At 61.7% G+C, this 15261-nt stretch carries 13 protein-coding genes; 9 read left to right on the forward strand and 4 right to left on the reverse strand.

The features are described from left to right. Positions 1–42: 42 nt before the first annotated feature. From I2H31_RS02615 to I2H31_RS02625, 3 genes are all read left to right on the forward strand, one after another. Positions 43–981 (forward strand): bifunctional metallophosphatase/5'-nucleotidase, encoded by a 939-nt coding sequence (locus I2H31_RS02615; protein WP_196291440.1) that lies wholly within the window; start codon positions 43–45, stop codon positions 979–981. 152 nt (positions 982–1133) lie between these two features. Continuing rightward, a complete protein-coding gene (dnaA, locus tag I2H31_RS02620) occupies positions 1134–2702 on the forward strand; it encodes a chromosomal replication initiator protein DnaA (protein ID WP_196291441.1) in 1569 nt (522 codons plus the stop codon). Between the two features lie 50 nt (positions 2703–2752). Beyond that, on the forward strand, positions 2753–3235 hold the full coding sequence (locus I2H31_RS02625) for a Uma2 family endonuclease (protein ID WP_262895750.1): 483 nt from the start codon (positions 2753–2755) through the stop codon (positions 3233–3235). Here I2H31_RS02625 and I2H31_RS02630 read toward each other — a convergent pair. Both I2H31_RS02630 and I2H31_RS02635 read right to left on the reverse strand, forming a co-directional pair. Next, a complete protein-coding gene (locus I2H31_RS02630; RefSeq protein WP_196291443.1) occupies positions 3232–3726 on the reverse strand; it encodes a hypothetical protein in 495 nt (164 codons plus the stop codon). The two genes, I2H31_RS02625 and I2H31_RS02630, sit on opposite strands and share 4 nt — an antisense overlap. A 188-nt stretch (positions 3727–3914) precedes the next feature. Beyond that, on the reverse strand, positions 3915–4349 hold the full coding sequence (locus tag I2H31_RS02635; protein WP_196291444.1) for an OsmC family peroxiredoxin: 435 nt from the start codon (positions 4347–4349) through the stop codon (positions 3915–3917). A gap of 137 nt (positions 4350–4486) precedes the next feature. Here I2H31_RS02635 and I2H31_RS02640 point away from each other — a divergent pair, with 137 nt between their 5' ends. After that, entirely contained in the window at positions 4487–5983 is a 1497-nt protein-coding gene (locus I2H31_RS02640; protein ID WP_196291445.1) for a GH3 family domain-containing protein, read from the forward strand. A gap of 12 nt (positions 5984–5995) precedes the next feature. On the opposite strand, the gene I2H31_RS02645 is transcribed toward I2H31_RS02640, so the two are convergent. Beyond that, positions 5996–6157: a hypothetical protein gene (locus I2H31_RS02645; RefSeq protein WP_196291446.1), complete on the reverse strand. Its 162-nt coding sequence runs from the start codon at positions 6155–6157 to the stop codon at positions 5996–5998. Here I2H31_RS02645 and I2H31_RS02650 point away from each other — a divergent pair. Next, complete coding sequence (locus tag I2H31_RS02650) at positions 6156–6620, forward strand: nucleotidyltransferase (RefSeq protein ID WP_230687397.1); 465 nt, start codon at positions 6156–6158, stop codon at positions 6618–6620. The genes I2H31_RS02645 and I2H31_RS02650 overlap by 2 nt on opposite strands. Positions 6621–6722: 102 nt before the next feature. Further along, positions 6723–7166, forward strand: a complete 444-nt coding sequence (locus I2H31_RS02655; protein ID WP_196291447.1) for a 3-oxoacyl-ACP synthase — start codon at positions 6723–6725, stop codon at positions 7164–7166. Positions 7167–7442: 276 nt separating this feature from the next. Here the strand turns inward: I2H31_RS02655 and I2H31_RS02660 are convergent, their stop codons facing one another. Further along, on the reverse strand, positions 7443–9566 hold the full coding sequence (locus tag I2H31_RS02660) for an OmpA family protein (protein ID WP_196291448.1): 2124 nt from the start codon (positions 9564–9566) through the stop codon (positions 7443–7445). Between the two features lie 321 nt (positions 9567–9887). On the opposite strand from I2H31_RS02660, the gene lon reads away from it, so the two are divergent. From lon to hslU, 3 genes are all read left to right on the forward strand, one after another. After that, entirely contained in the window at positions 9888–12308 is a 2421-nt protein-coding gene (lon, locus tag I2H31_RS02665) for an endopeptidase La (RefSeq protein WP_230687449.1), read from the forward strand. A gap of 290 nt (positions 12309–12598) precedes the next feature. Further along, positions 12599–13660, forward strand: coding sequence for a type IX secretion system protein PorQ (gene porQ / locus I2H31_RS02670; RefSeq protein ID WP_230687398.1), 1062 nt, complete (start codon positions 12599–12601; stop codon positions 13658–13660). 158 nt (positions 13661–13818) lie between these two features. Continuing rightward, positions 13819–15219 (forward strand): ATP-dependent protease ATPase subunit HslU, encoded by a 1401-nt coding sequence (gene hslU / locus I2H31_RS02675; RefSeq protein ID WP_196291450.1) that lies wholly within the window; start codon positions 13819–13821, stop codon positions 15217–15219. Positions 15220–15261 lie beyond the last annotated feature (42 nt).

The raw sequence follows: 15261 nt of genomic DNA on the forward strand, positions 1-15261 counted from the left end.
CTCAATTCATGATTCATAATTTTTAATTCATAATTCTCCATCATGAAGCGCCGCGAATTCCTCCGCAATTCCATCCTCGGCACCGCCGGCCTCAGCGTGCTGGGCAGCGTGGCCAACGCCGCCCAGGCCGCCACCGCCGCCAAAGCGCCGGTGAAGCTCACCATCCTGCACACCAACGACATGCACTCGCGCATCGAGCCCTTTCCCGACAACGGCGGGCAGTGGGCCGGGCTGGGCGGCATGGCGCGGCGCGCGGCCCTCATCAAAGACATTCGGGCCCAGGAAGCCAACGTGCTGCTGCTCGATTCGGGCGACATTTTCCAGGGCACGCCCTACTTCAACTTCTTCGGCGGCGAGCTGGAATACAAGCTCATGAGCCAGATGCAGTACGACGCCAGCACCCTCGGCAACCACGACTTTGACAACGGCCTCGAAGGCCTGCAGCGCCAGCTGCCCAACGCCACTTTCCCCTTCCTCATCGCCAACTACGACTTCTCCAAAACGCCGCTGGCCGGCCGGTTTGCGCCCTACAAAGTGTTCGAGAAGCAGGGCATCCGCATCGGCGTGTTCGGGCTGGGCATTGAGCTAAGCGGCCTGGTGGCCGACAAAAACTTCGGCCAGACCGTGTACCTCGACCCCGTGGCCAAGGCCAAGGAGATGGTGGCCCAGCTGCGCGGCCCCGAAAAATGCGACCTCGTCATCTGCCTCTCGCACCTCGGCTACAAGTACGACAACGCCAAACTCGACGACCGCAAGCTGGCCGCGCAGGTGTCGGGCATCGACCTCATACTGGGCGGGCACACCCACACGTTCATGGACGCGCCGGAGCCCATTGCCACCCCCGACGGGCACACCACGCTCATCAATCAGGTGGGCTGGTCGGGTATCAATCTGGGAAGATTGGATTATGAGTTTTCGGTGAAAAGCAAGCGGCCCGGGCTGGCAAGTGCCGCTGTGGTGCCGGTTCGCGCCGCCTGTTAAAAGCACGACATAAACAAGTGCTTTGCGGCTTTTTTAAGTGCAGAGTTTTCCACAATTTTGTCCCCCTCTAAAAAAATGCGCCGCCAATAAGGCGCAGCTTTTTTCATTGTTTTCGTTGCCGGCGGCGCCCCGGTTTTTGTCTAATTGCTCTCATGCTCAAGGATTTTCGCACGGTTTGGGCTGGCTGCTTGCGCAGCATATCGGCGGAAATCGGGGAGCAGAGCTTCAAGACCTGGTTCCAGCCCATTGTGCCCGTTGAGCTCAAGGGCAACGTGCTGACCATTCAGGTGCCGAGCGCCTATTTTTACGACTGGCTGGAGGAGCACTACGTAGACGAGCTGCGGCAGGCGCTGTTCCGCGAACTGGGCCCCGAAGGCCGCCTCGAATACAGCGTGGTGGTGGACCAAGGCAACTCGCAGTCGCAGCCGAAAACCCTGCACCTGCCCCCGCCCCGCAAAGCCGCTGCGCCCGACCCGCGCGACGCGCCCCAAAGCGCCGGCCCGGCGCCCGCGCCCGCCGGCAACCCGTTGGCCGGCAGCGCCCGGGCGGCCTCGGCGCGCTACGTGAATTCGAGCGCCGTGCGGCCCGTGCAGCGCAGCAGCTTCGGCACCAACGCCCTGGCCGGGGCCGAAACCCTGGCCCCGCCGCGCAATCCCTTCGACACGGCCCGGCCGATGGACGGCAACATCGTGCCGTCGCAGCTCAACGGCTCCTACACCTTCGACAACTACATTGAGGGCGACTGCAACCGGCTGGCCCGCTCGGCCGGCCTCGCGGTGGCCAACAAGCCCGGCACCACTAGCTTCAACCCGCTGATGGTGTACGGCGGTGTGGGCCTGGGCAAGACCCATCTGGTGCAAGCCATTGGCAACCACATCAAAGCCACTTCGCCGGAGCGGTTTGTGCTCTACGTATCGGCCGAGAAGTTCACGAACCAGTTCATCGACAGCGTGCAGCGCGCGCAGGTGCAGGACTTTGCCAACTTCTACCTGCAGGTCGACGCCCTGATTCTGGACGACGTGCAATTTCTGGCCAATAAGGGCAAGACGCAGGAGATGTTTTTCCACATCTTCAACCACTTGCACCAGTCCGGCAAGCAGATTGTGATGACGTCGGACCGGCCGCCGAAGGACCTGCTGGGCCTGGAAGACCGGCTGCTGAACCGCTTCAAGTGGGGCCTGACGGCCGACGTGCAAAGCCCGGATTTTGAGACGCGGGTGGCCATCATCCGCAACAAGATGGAGCAGGACGGCATCGACATTCCGCCGGACCACGTGGTGGATTACCTCGCCAACTCGGTGCACACCAACGTGCGCGAACTGGAGGGCGTCATCGCCTCGCTGGTGGCGCAGAGCAGCCTGAGCCGCCGCGACATTGACCTGGAAATGGTGAAGCAGGCCCTGCGCCACATCATTGAGGAAGTGGAGGCCGAGGTGAACCTCGACTTCATTCAGAAGACCGTGGCCGCGTATTTCAACATCTCGGTGGAGTTGCTGAAAGACAAAACCCGCAAGAAGGAAGTGGTGACGGCCCGGCAGGTGGCCATGTACTTCGCCAAGCACCACACCTCGCACACGCTGAAAACCATTGGGTTCCACTTCGGCGGGCGCGACCATACCACCGTGATGCACTCGGTGCAAACCGTGTCGGATTTGGTGGATTCGGATAAGAAATTCCGCGACCAGGTGGACGAACTGCGGAAGAAGTTCGCCAAAAAGTAAGGCACCTATTTCGGGGGCGGCGGCGTTACATTTGGGAAAGTTCCCGACCCATGGAAACCCTTGCGCCCGAAATTTCTGACTACGAGCTGGAACGCGGAAAGCCTATGCCCAGCCTCAAACACGCCCGTATTCAAAAACAGCTGGTGCGACAGCTCGAAAACTTCCTGCTCGACCGCTACGAAGTGCTGGCCGAAATCAGCCTGTCGATTTCGGATGGCAAAATGATTCCTGACGTCGCGGTGTTTGTAGCCGGGACCTTGCCCAATTCGGCCGGCCCGGATTTCACAGCCGTGTCGGTAGTGCCGCGCACGGCCATCGAAATCCTCTCGCCGACGCAGGTGATTGCCGAATTGCTGGAAAAGGCCGGGCGCTACTTCGCCGCCGGCGTGCAGTCGTATTGGCTGGTGGTGCCCGAGTTGCGGGCGGTGGCCGTGTATTCGGCCCCGATGAAATACAAGTACTTCTACAACGGCGACACCTTGCGTGACCCCGTCACGGGTGCCGAAATCGTGGTCAGCCAGCTGTTTGACTAAGCCGCGTTGCTGGGCGCTACCTCTTGCAGGGGCACGTTGTGCTTGGCGGCAAACTCGCGCACTTGCTCGCGGAAGCTCAGCTTGCGGCGCTTGCCTTTCACTTCGCGCAGGTTGAGGGCGTAGATTTCGCCGTCTTTCTGGCGCACGCGCAGAACCATTGGCTTGAGCTCCAGGGCGGCAATGTTTTCGGCGGCGAACACCTGCTTGGGCCGGAACAGGCCGTTTTTGTGCACGATGTAGCCGGGCGTGAACTCCAGATAGCTCTGGGTGCCGAAGATAGGCGCATTGTTCACCAGCACGTAGCCGATGTAGACGAGGCTGAACACCAGAAACACCCAGTGCAGGAAGTGGTAGTCGTGCGCGTTGGGGTCGCCGACCATCATGAACAGCACGTACACTACCCAAAAAAAGCCGATGGCCAGTTGCCCCCAGAACGGGACGCGGGAGGTGTTGGCGGGGCGAAGGCGGATGCGAGTGGTACCAGTGGGCATGGGGCAAATTTAAGTGCTGGGTAGTAGTTGTGCGTTGGCAGAAGGAAAAGAACGGCCGGTTCTAAATACCAGAACGTCATGCAGAGCGTCAGCGAAGCATCTTTACCGCGCAACTAACTGATTTTAGTATTGAGGTAAAGATGCTTCGCTGACGCTCTGCATGACGTTCTGGTATTCTAATTAGAATACTAGCCCACAAACTTCGCGTCCAGCGTCATTTCCGGCACGGCGCTGAGGGCTTTCGACACGGGGCAGTTGGCTTTGGCGTCTTCGGCGTGCTTCTGGAAGTCGTCGGCGGTGATGTTGCCGCCGCTCACGTTGCCTTCCACCGAAATGTGGATGCGCTCGATGACGGGGTGGCCGTTGTTGGGGTTCATCGTGACGGTGCTGGTCGTATTGATGGTGTTCACCGTGTGGCCGTGCTTGGTGAGCACGCTGGTGAGGTACATGGTGTAGCAGCCGGCGTGGGCCGCCCCGATGAGCTCTTCGGGGTTGGTGCCGGGCTTGCCTTCGAAACGGCTGCCGACGGAATAGGGGGCGTTGAGGAGGCCGCTTTCGGTGCTGAGGGTGCCGTGGCCTTTGATGTCGCCGGTCCAGGCGGCGCTGCCTTTGTGGTCTGCCATGATGATGGAGAGAAGTGAAAGAGTGAAATTAATGAGTTCAGGTAACGGCGGCAAGGTAGCGAGGTTGCCTCAACCGTAGCCGAAGAAACCGGCCAACGTACCTTCGCTTCCCTCCAAACGGCGTTTTTCGACAGATTATGGGAGTAAAAGCTACGCTGAGCCGGCCGCTGGCCCGCTACATTGCCCGGCGCCACGAGCGCTGGCAGCAACGCCCCGAAGCCACCCAGCGCGAGCTGTTGGCGCGCCTCACGGCCGCGGCGGCCGGCACTGCTTTCGGCCGTGCCCACGAGCTGGGCGCTGTGCGCACACCCCACGACCTGGCCCGCCAGGTGCCCGTGCGCGACTACGAAGCCCTCAAGCCCTGGTTCGACCGCACCCAGGCCGGCGAGGCCGACGTGCTCTGGCCCGGCCGCCCGCTATACCTGGCCAAAACCAGCGGCACCACCTCGGGCACTAAGTACATTCCGATAACGAAGGACAGCATCCCCAACCACATCGACGGCGCCCGCGATGCGCTGCTCTACTACATCTACCGCACCGGGCGCAGCCAGTTTCTGGATGGCAAGCTGATATTCCTGTCGGGCTCGCCGGAGCTAGAGCTGCACCACGGCATCCGCACGGGCCGGCTTTCGGGCATTGCCAACCACCACGTGCCCGCCTACTTGCGCCGCAACCAGCTGCCCAGCTACCAAACGAACGTCATCGAAGACTGGGAAACCAAGCTGGAGCGCATCGTGGACGAAACGCTGGGCCAGCAAATGACCCTGATTTCGGGCATTCCGCCGTGGGTGCAGATGTATTTTGACCGCCTCACGGCCCGCACCGGCCGGCCCATCAAAGACCTGTTTCCCGACTTCAACCTGTTCGTGTACGGCGGCGTCAACTTCGAGCCCTACCGCGCCAAGCTCTTCGAGAGCATCGGCCGGCCCGTGGACAGCATCGAGCTGTTTCCGGCCTCCGAGGGCTTCCTGGCTTTCCAGGACGAGCCCGGCAACCCGGGCCTGCTGCTGCTGCTGAACAGCGGCATCTTCTTTGAATTCGTGCCCGCCGAGCGGTTTTTTGAGCCCGACGCGCCCCGCCTCACCATCGCCGACGTGGAGCTGGACCGCAACTACGCCGTCGTCCTCACCTCCAACGCCGGCCTGTGGGGCTACAGCATCGGCGACACGGTGCGCTTCGTGAGCCTGCGGCCGCACCGCGTGGTGGTCACGGGCCGCATCAAGCACTTTCTGTCGGCCTTCGGCGAGCACGTGATAGGGGAGGAGGTGGAGCAGGCCCTGCGCGAAGCCATGGCGCAGTTTCCGGAGGTGGAAGTCATTGAATTCACCGTGGCCCCGCTGGTGAGCGACGACCCTACCACCCCCTCGCGCCACGAGTGGCTGGTGGAATTTGCCCGCCCGCCGCAGGATGCCAGCAGTTTCGCGGCGGCTTTAGACACGGCCCTGCGCCGCCGCAACAGCTACTACGACGACCTGCGCCGGGGCAACATTCTCGTGCCGCTGCTGCTTACGCCGCTGCCCGTCGGCGCTTTCCAGCGCTACATGAAAAGCCTGGGCCGGCTGGGTGGGCAGAACAAGGTGCCGCGTTTAGGGAATGACAGGAAAGTGGCGGTGGGGCTCATCTTAGCGGGATAGAAATCCGTAACTTTAGCCGTGCTCCGCCTCGATAAAACCGTTACCCGCAAAACCACTTTGCACGCCGACCAGGAGAGCGAAGATGTCGCCTATTGGCTGACCAAAACGCCGCAGGAACGCCTTGCCGCACTGGAACACTTGCGCATCCAATCCATCTGGTTTACCTATCGCCATGCCCCTAGCCAATTCCCTGGACCAAGACTTCAAAGAGTTTATCGAGCTATTAAACGCTCATAAAGTCCGGTACATGGTGGTGGGTGGCTATGCGGTAGCTTATCATGGCTACCTGCGCTTCACCGGCGACATCGATGTATGGGTGGAAGTGAGCCCGGCAAACGCCGTCCTGCTGGTACAGGTAATGGGCGACTTCGGGTTTGGCAGTATGTATCGAGAAGCCGATTTCCTGGCGCCGGGCGGAATCATTCAATTGGGCGTTGCGCCGGTGCGCATTGATATCCTGAATGAAATCGACGGCGTAACCTTCGCTGACTGCTACGCGGCCTGCGAGCCTTCAACCTGGGATGGCGTAACCGTGAACTTCATCAGCTTGGCCGATTTGCGAAAAAATAAAGCCAGCACTGGCCGCCAAAAAGACGCCGCCGACTTACGGAACTTGGATAAAGTGCAGCGGAAATAAGCCGATACCCTTTCCGATACCCAAGCTCCTTTCGCTGGTCAGCGGCTGGTTTCTCGCAGGAAATGCCCGCAATCTTTTCACACGGCGGCCAATACTGATTTAATGTCCTCAAAACCCGCCCTCCACGCCGCCTGTCAGGTCTTCATCGAGCAGCGCATCAGCGCCGCCCGCACCGCCATGCAGGCCGCCCAGGAATCGTCCAGCTCCGAAACCAAGAGCAGCGCCGGCGACAAGTATGAAACCGGCCGCGAAATGGCCAACGCCGAGCGCGACCGCAACGCCGCCCACATGCAGCAGGCCCAGCAGCTGCAAGCCGAACTCGCCCGCATCAGCCCCGACGCGCCCTGCGACACCGTGCGCCCCGGCGCCCTCGTCGGCACCAGCCTGGGCCGGTTCTACATCGCCATCAGCGCCGGCAAGCTCGAAGGCACCGACGTTTTCGCCGTCTCGCCCGCCGCGCCGGTGGCCGTGGCCCTCAAAGGCCTGCGGGCGGGAGAAGACGCCGCTTTTAACGGCAAGGTGGTGCGGGTGCTGGCCGTGGAATAGATACCCACGAGCCGTTTGCTCCTACAATTAAACTGTTTGCTTCTACAATCAAGCCGTTTGCTCCTGCAATCAAGCTATTTGTATATGCAATCAAGCCATTCGCTCATACAAACAGTCTGTTTGTATGAGCGAACAGTCCATTTGTACATGCAATCAAGCTATTCGCACATACAAATGGCTTGATTGCATGTACAAATGGACTGTTTGTACATGCAAACGGCTTGATTGCACGAGCAAACAGTCCATTTGCATATGCAAACGGCCGCAAGGCGTGGGCTACTTCCAGTCCGCGCCGCCGTCGGCGGGCTTGTCGCCGTCGGGCTTGATGAGGCGGAACTCCACCCGGCGGTTCACCTTGGCGTCGGCTTCGGTTAGCTCGTCCTTCAGCGGCCGGGTGGAGCCGTAGCCGAAGCTTTCGATGCGGTTGGGCTTGAGCTTGCCCTTGCGCTCGATGTATTTGCGGATTTCCTCGGCCCGGTCCTGCGAGAGCTTTTCGTTCACTTCCGGGTCGCCGCTGCTGTCGGTGTGGCCCGCAATGCTGAGCCGGAACGCCGGGTGGTCCACCATAAATAGCGCAATGCGGTCCAGGGTGGGCTGCATGGCCGGCAGCACGTTGGCCTTGCCCGCCTCAAACTCCAGGTTTTTGAAAATCAGCGGCAGCTTGTAGTCGATGCTGTTGGTGAGCAGCGTCATCACCGTGTCGCCCTTCAGCGCAAACTGCTTTTCGACCGAGAAAAAGTCCGGGCTCTGAATCAGCATGGCGTAGTGCGAGCCCTCAATCAGCTCAAAGTCAAACGTGCCGTCGGGCCGGATGAACTTGCTGGCCACCTCAATCCCGTTGTCCGTATCGATAATGCTCACGATGCCCTTCAGCGGCTTGGCGCTCACCGAGTCGATGAGCGTGCCCTCCACCCGCGTGGTGGCCAGCGGCTGCGCCTCCATCGGCAGCGGAAAAGAGTACAGGTCCAGGTTGTTGATTTCCTGCACCTCGGAGCGCGCGTAGTACAGGTTTTTGCTTTCGCGGTCGATGGTAAAGTAGTACTCCGACCCCTTCCCGTTCACCAGCGGGCCAATGTTGCGGGGCTCCTGCCAGCGCCCGGCCACCTTGTAGGTCTTGTAAATGTCAAAATCCCCGAAATTCAGCAGCTGCCCGCGCGAGCTGAAGTACAGCACGTGGTAGAGCGGGTGGTAAAACGGGCTCACCTCGCTTTCCCGCGTGTTCACCACCGGCCCCATGTTTTCGGCCGGGCTCCACTGCCCGTTCTTCAGCTTGTGGGTGAAATAAATGTCCGACAGCCCAAACCCGCCCAGCCGGTCCGAGGCAAAATACAGCGTGTCTTCGCCCTGCGAGAGCGTGGGTTGCGAGTCCCAGGCCGGCGAGTTCACCAGCGAACCCAGGCTTTTGGGCGTGCCCCACTTGCCGTCCTTGCCCTTGGTGGCGGTGTAGAGGTCGCAGTTGCCGCGGCAGGTGGCGCACTCGCAGCGGGCAAAGTAGATGGTCCGGCCGTCCTTGCTCAAACACGCCGACCCTTCATTGTTGGGCGAATTAATCGGCTTCGGCAGCGGCTCGGCATCGGTCCAACTGATGCCCTCGCGGCGCGAGGTGTACAAGTCCTCGTCCACCACCCCCGTGATGCCGCGGCGCTTGCGCTTGCTGCTGAACAAAAACACCGAGTCGTTGCCGCCCAGCGCCGGCCCGTAGTCCGGCGCCTTGCTGTTGATGGCGTCGCCCATGCTGGTGTACACCCCCTTGGGCGGGTGGAAGGTGTTGAGGTTCTTGCGGTACTCCACCAGGTCGTAGTACGTTTTGAGGGGCACGTACAGGTCCTGGTTTTTCTGTTCCAGCGAGTCGTAGTAGAGTTGCACCTTCGTGATGTCGGTGCGGTGGTGCTTGAGGGCCAAGCGGTAGTACGCCCGCGCTTTCACCGTCTGGCTGTCGCGCTCCAGCAGCTGGCCCAGGCGCCAGAGCATGTCGGTGTTCTTGGCAAAATTGGTGGGGCCGAAGTGCGCCACGTAGTCTTCCAGCTGCAGGCGGGCCTGGTGGTAGCGGTGCTTCTTTTCGGCCTTGGCAATGGCGCGCAACGCCTTTTTGTCCTCGTAAAACGCGTAGCGGTTGGTGTAAACAAAGTCCGGAGTGCCGTCGGGGCGCAGGTGCAGCTTGCGGCTCACGCGGCTGTTGAGGCCGCGCACGCGGTAGGTGCCCGGCGCAATGGCGGGCGTGGGCTTGGTCGGCTCCTTTTTGGGCGAGGCCGAGGCGCCGCCGCTGGTGGTATCGGCCGAAGGCGAAGCCGCCGCGGGAATGCGCTTGACTGGCCGGCGCTGGGCCTGGGCCTGAAACGAGCTCACCACGCCCAATAGCAGCAAGAAAAGAAACGCGCCCCGACGCAATAAAACCGGCATTGGTAGAGTAATAAAAATAATTATTGGCGCAAGTTGCCACCAATTTAGTGATTTATATGCTGCAGGTGAGCGGTTACTCCTTCCCGCGTGCGCCGCTTTGGCGTACGCGCGCCCCTGGCACGGCGCTTGACGTCCAAACGCGGCGGGAAGCCGTACCTTGTACCTCCCGCTTCATTCCGCCACGGGCTGCCAATGTGGCACCCGTCGCCGTTGTTTCTGGCTTTTCTCTCGTCCATGCGTCTGGCATCTGTTTACACTCCTGCTGCGTTCCCCCTGCGGGCCCTCAGCGACCCTAACTCTCAACCCGAAGCCATCGCCATCATGGCCGCCGACCCCGACCACCTCCTGCGCGGCGATGACGCGCCGCCCACCCTGTCCCTGCTGCCCGTGCGCAACACCGTGCTGTTTCCCGGCGTGGTGCTGCCCGTGACGGTGACGCGCAAAAAAAGCGTGAAGCTGGTGCGCAAAGCCTACGCCGCCGACAAACTCCTCGGCGTGGTGGCCCAGCTCAACCCCGACGCCGACGAGCCCACCACCGAGGAACTGCACCCCGTGGGCACGCTGGCCCGCATCCTCAAGCTGCTGGAGCAGCCCGACGGCCAGATTACCATCATCCTGCAGGGCCAGGTGCGCTTCGCCATCGAAGAGCAGCTTAGCTTCACGCCGCTGGTGGCCCGCGTCCGCTATTTTTCAGAAGTGGCCCTGAACCCCGACGTGCCCGGCGAATTCGGCCTGCTGCAGGCCCTGCGCGAAGCCGCCACCAAGGTGCTGGAGCTCACGCCCGAGATTCCGATGGAAGCCCGGGCCATGCTCGACGGCATTCAGTCGCCGGCCTTCCTCACGCACTTCCTGTCCTCGAACGTGCAACTCGACCTGCCCGCCAAGCAGCGCCTGTTGGAGCTCTCCGACCCCGAAGCCCAGGCCCGCCAGCTGCTCGAAGCCCTGCTCAGCCAGGCCGAGTTGCTGGAAATCAAGCAGGACATTCGCTCCAAAACCCACACCGGCATCGATGCCCAGCAGCGCGAGTATTTCCTGCGCCAGCAGCTCAAAACGCTCCAGGACGAGCTGGGCCAGGAAGGCCCCGACGAGGACGTGCAGCGCTTGCGCCAGCGCGCCGAAACCAAGAAATGGCCCGAGCCGGTGGCGCTTCATTTCAAAAAGGAGATGGAGAAGCTGGCCCGCACCAACCCCATGGCGCCCGACTATTCGGTGAGCGTGAACTACGTGGAGTTCTTGCTGGACCTGCCCTGGGGCGAGTACACCAAGGACAAGTTCAACCTTAAGCAAACCAAAAAAATCCTCGATGCCGACCATTTTGGCCTCGAAAAAGTGAAGGAGCGCATCCTCGAATACCTGGCTGTGCTCAAGCTGAAGCAGGATTTGAAGGCGCCGATTCTCTGCCTCTACGGCCCGCCCGGCGTAGGCAAAACCAGCCTCGGCCGCAGCATTGCCACCGCCCTGGGCCGCAAGTACGTGCGCATGAGCCTGGGCGGCGTGCGCGACGAAGCCGAGATTCGGGGGCACCGCAAAACCTACGTGGGGGCCATGCCCGGCCGCATCATCTCGCAGATTAAAAAGGCCGGGGCTTCTAATCCGGTCATCATTCTCGATGAGATTGACAAGGTGAGCAGCGACTTCCGCGGCGACCCCAGCTCGGCCCTGCTCGAAGTGCTGGACCCGGAGCAAAACGCCACCTTCACCGACAACTACCTGGAGGTGGAATACGACCTGAGCAAGGTCCTGTTCATTGCCACAGCCAACTCGCTCGACACCATTCAGCCGGCCCTGCGCGACCGCATGGAAATCATCGACCTCACCGGCTACACCCAGGAAGAAAAAGTACAGATTGCCCGCAAGCACCTTTGGCCCAAGCAGCTCAAGGAGCACGGCCTGGGCGAGAACGAGGTAAAAATCACCGATGCCTCGCTGCACCGCGTGGCCGACGACTACACCCGCGAAAGCGGCGTGCGCGGCCTGGAGCGCAAGCTGGCCGCCGTAACGCGCAACCTCGCCCGGCGCAAGGCCGGCAAGGAAGAGCTGCCCGCCGTGATGGAGCCGGCGGAAATCCGCAAAATCCTCGGCGCGGCCATTTTCGACCGCGACCAGTACCAGGACAACGACACCGCCGGCGTGGTGACGGGCCTGGCCTGGACCAGCGTGGGCGGCGACATTCTGTTCGTGGAAAGCCTGCTGAGCCGGGGCCGCGGCAAGCTCACGCTGAGCGGGCAGCTGGGCGATGTGATGAAAGAATCGGCCATTACGGCGCTTTCGTACCTGCGCTCACGAGCCGATGAAATAGGCATCGACTACCGCCTGTTTGAGCAGTACGACCTGCACATTCACTTCCCCGAGGGCGCCGTGCCGAAGGACGGGCCCAGCGCAGGCATTGCCATTTTCACCAGCATTGCCTCGGCCTACACCCAGCGCCGGGTGCGCGCCAAGCTGGCCATGACCGGCGAAATCACCCTGCGCGGCAAAGTGCTGCCGGTCGGGGGCATCAAGGAGAAGCTGCTGGCGGCTCGCCGCGCCGGCATGAAGGACATCATCCTGTGCCCCAAAAACCGTAAGGACATCGAGGAAATCCAGGAAGACTACCTCAAAGGCCTCACCATTCACTACGCCGAGCGGGTGGACGACGTGCTGCGCGTGGCCCTGCTCGATGAGTTGGTGCCGCACCCGCAGAAGCTGCCCGTGCGTGATGAGCCCGTGCCGGTGCTCGGGCCCAGCGTGGAAGTGCAGTAAGGCGCGAGCGTTCGCGCTTGGGCCATGACACTTCGCGGTCCGGGCGCGGGATGTCGCGGAAAAAGCGCGAACGCTCGGGCTCAGGCCATGAGGTTTCGGGGAAGAAGCGCGAATGTTCGCGCCCGGACCGCGAGGTTTCGGGGAAAAAGCGCGAACGCTCGCGGTCCTGACGCGAGGTATCGCCGCCAAAGCGCGAACTGCCTTGATAAATTCTGCGATGCTGGGTACGCGAAAACCCGACGGCCGGCGTTGAGTCGGCACCAACAGGCCCCGGGCCGTAACTTAGAGCAATGAAGCAGCTTTCCACGCACCGGGTTGCCGGTTTTTGCCTTTTATTGGGAGTAATGGGGCTGCGGCCCGCAGCGGCTCAGCAGCTGGGCGGCCGCACGGTTTTTCCGTTTCTGGATTTGCCCACCGGCGCCCAGCAGGCCGCGTTGGGCGGCATGAGCGTATCGGCCCGCAACGACGACCCGACCATGCTGTTTGCCAACCCGGCCTTGCTGAACGAGGAGATGGACGGCCGGCTGGCGCTGAGCTACGTGGCCTACGTGGCCGACATCAAGCAGAGCACGGCCGCCTACGTGTTCAATACCCAGAAATACGGCCGCTTTGGCGTCGGAGTCACTTACCTCAACTACGGCGATTTTGAGAGCTACGACCTGGCCGGCAATAGCCTGGGCACCATTGGGGTGAATGAATACACGGTGGGCGTGTCCGATTCTTACACCAAGGGCAAATTCACTTTTGGCGCCACCACCAAGCTGGCCGTGTCCAGCATTGCGGGCAGCCGCTCGCTGGCCGGCGTGGCCGACGCGGGCGTGGTCTACAAGCACCCCACGGCCGATTTCACGGCCGGGCTGGCCGTGAAAAACGCCGGCTACCAGTTCTCGCCCTACCCCGGCACCGAGCGCGGCCCGCTGCCGCTCGACGTGCAAATCGGGGCCACGGTAAAGCCCGAGCACATGCCCGTGCGCATCTCCCTCACGGCGCACCACCTGCAGCAGTGGGACATCCAGTACCTCGACCCCAACGCCCGCGGCCAGCTGGACGGCAGCGGCGTGGAGAAAAAACCCACCAAAAGCTTCGGCGACAACCTGGCCCGGCATTTTACCGTGGCCGCGGCCCTGGTGCTGGGCAAGGGCTTCAACCTGCGGGTGGGCTACAACCACCTCCAGCGCCGCGAGCTGCGCCTCGACAACACCAGCGGCAGCGCCGGCCTTAGTTTCGGCGCGATGCTCAAAATCAGTACTTTCCAGATAGACTACACTCACGCCACGCTGCAGGCGGCCGGTTCGAGCGAGTATTTTACGATTTCCCGCAACCTGGATTCTTTGTTCAAGAAGAAGGAGTAACAACCTTGTCGGATTGAATAAAGTCTGTCATCCTGAGCGCAGCGAAGGACCTTATCACGTTAGAACGGCTTTCGTTCCAGGTTGATAAGGTCCTTCGCTGCGCTCAGGATGACAGCTTTTTTGTCCCCAATACACTTCCAAACTTCGTACACTATTTCATGCTCAACGACACCTTTCTCACCCCGGCCCAAATCGTGGCCGAGCTGGATAAATACATCATTGGCCAGCACGAAGCCAAGCGCCACGTGGCCATTGCCCTGCGCAACCGCTGGCGCCGCTTGCACGCCCCGGCCGCCATGCAGGCCGAAATCGTGCCCAACAACATCCTCATGATTGGGGCCACCGGCGTGGGCAAAACCGAAATTGCCCGCCGCCTGGCCCACTTGGCCGACGCCCCTTTCGTGAAAGTAGAAGCCAGTAAATTCACCGAAGTGGGCTACGTAGGCCGCGACGTGGAAAGCATGGTGCGCGACCTGGCCGAGCAAAGCGTGAACCGCGTGAAAGCCCGCCGCCAGGAAGCCGTGAAAGCCCAAGCCGCCGACGCCGTGGAGGAAATCATCCTCGACGCCCTTATTCCGGCCATTCCTCAACCCGCCGGCACCAAAACCGGCCTCGGCTTTGGCAGCGGGGGAGGAGAGGAGCCGCAGTCTGACGCCGAGCTGAACGAGCGCACCCGCGAGCGGTTTCGTCAGAAAATCAAGAACGGGGAGCTCGAAGACCGCAAAATCGAGATTCAGGTGGCGCAGTCGGGGCCCAGCGTGGGCATCATGGGGGCGCCTCCCGGCATGGACGAGGGTACGCTCTCGGGCCTGCAGGACATGCTGGGCAACATGCTGCCCAAGAAAACCCGCAAGCGCAAGGTGACTGTGGCCGAAGCCCGCAAGCTGCTCCTGGACGAGGAAGCCGCCAAGCTCATCGACATGGACGAGGTGAAGGACGAAGCCGTCCGGCAGTGCGAAAATGCCGGCATCATCTTCATCGACGAGATTGACAAAGTGGCCACCAGCGGCGGCAGCGGCAAAGGCGGCCCCGACGTGAGCCGCCAGGGCGTGCAGCGCGACCTGCTGCCCATCGTGGAAGGCTCGGCCGTGAGCACCAAGTACGGCATCGTCAACACCGACCACATCTTGTTCATCGCGGCCGGCGCCTTTCACGTCTCTAAGCCCAGCGACCTCATTCCGGAGCTGCAGGGCCGCTTCCCCATCCGCGTCGAGCTGCAAAGCCTGACCAAGGAAGACTTCTTCCGCATCCTGAAAGACCCCAAAAATGCCCTCACCAAGCAGTACGAGGCCTTGCTGAAAGCGGAAGACGTAGAACTCACCTTCGACGACGAGGCTCTGGAACGGCTGGCCGAAATAGCTTCCGAGGTAAACGCCGAAGTGGAAAACATCGGCGCTCGCCGCCTGCACACGGTGATGAGCCGTCTGCTCAACGACATTCTCTACGACATACCCGACAAGATTGGAGCCCACGCGCACGTGCAAATCACGGCCGCGCTGGTGGACGAGCGCCTGCGCGACATGATGAAAAACCGGGATTTAAGCCAGTACATTCTTTAATATAAAAGCACAAAAAAAGCCCCAGCCAAGTTGGCTGGGGCT

Origin of the sequence: Hymenobacter ruricola, assembly GCF_015694525.1 — a bacterium.
In the GTDB taxonomy this organism is placed as follows: domain Bacteria; phylum Bacteroidota; class Bacteroidia; order Cytophagales; family Hymenobacteraceae; genus Hymenobacter; species Hymenobacter ruricola.

Bases quoted from the DNA above. Each gene is read 5' to 3' on its own strand.
- I2H31_RS02650 (WP_230687397.1), top strand. From the start codon at position 6,156: ATGCCCCTAGCCAATTCCCTGGACCAAGACTTCAAAGAGTTTATCGAG.
- I2H31_RS02630 (WP_196291443.1), bottom strand. From the start codon at position 3,726: ATGCCCACTGGTACCACTCGCATCCGCCTTCGCCCCGCCAACACCTCC.
- I2H31_RS02645 (WP_196291446.1), bottom strand. From the start codon at position 6,157: ATGGCGATAGGTAAACCAGATGGATTGGATGCGCAAGTGTTCCAGTGC.
- I2H31_RS02660 (WP_196291448.1), bottom strand. From the start codon at position 9,566: ATGCCGGTTTTATTGCGTCGGGGCGCGTTTCTTTTCTTGCTGCTATTG.
- dnaA (WP_196291441.1), top strand. From the start codon at position 1,134: ATGCTCAAGGATTTTCGCACGGTTTGGGCTGGCTGCTTGCGCAGCATA.
- lon (WP_230687449.1), top strand. From the start codon at position 9,888: ATGGCCGCCGACCCCGACCACCTCCTGCGCGGCGATGACGCGCCGCCC.
- I2H31_RS02635 (WP_196291444.1), bottom strand. From the start codon at position 4,349: ATGGCAGACCACAAAGGCAGCGCCGCCTGGACCGGCGACATCAAAGGC.
- I2H31_RS02640 (WP_196291445.1), top strand. From the start codon at position 4,487: ATGGGAGTAAAAGCTACGCTGAGCCGGCCGCTGGCCCGCTACATTGCC.
- I2H31_RS02625 (WP_262895750.1), top strand. From the start codon at position 2,753: ATGGAAACCCTTGCGCCCGAAATTTCTGACTACGAGCTGGAACGCGGA.
- I2H31_RS02655 (WP_196291447.1), top strand. From the start codon at position 6,723: ATGTCCTCAAAACCCGCCCTCCACGCCGCCTGTCAGGTCTTCATCGAG.
- porQ (WP_230687398.1), top strand. From the start codon at position 12,599: ATGAAGCAGCTTTCCACGCACCGGGTTGCCGGTTTTTGCCTTTTATTG.
- I2H31_RS02615 (WP_196291440.1), top strand. From the start codon at position 43: ATGAAGCGCCGCGAATTCCTCCGCAATTCCATCCTCGGCACCGCCGGC.
- hslU (WP_196291450.1), top strand. From the start codon at position 13,819: ATGCTCAACGACACCTTTCTCACCCCGGCCCAAATCGTGGCCGAGCTG.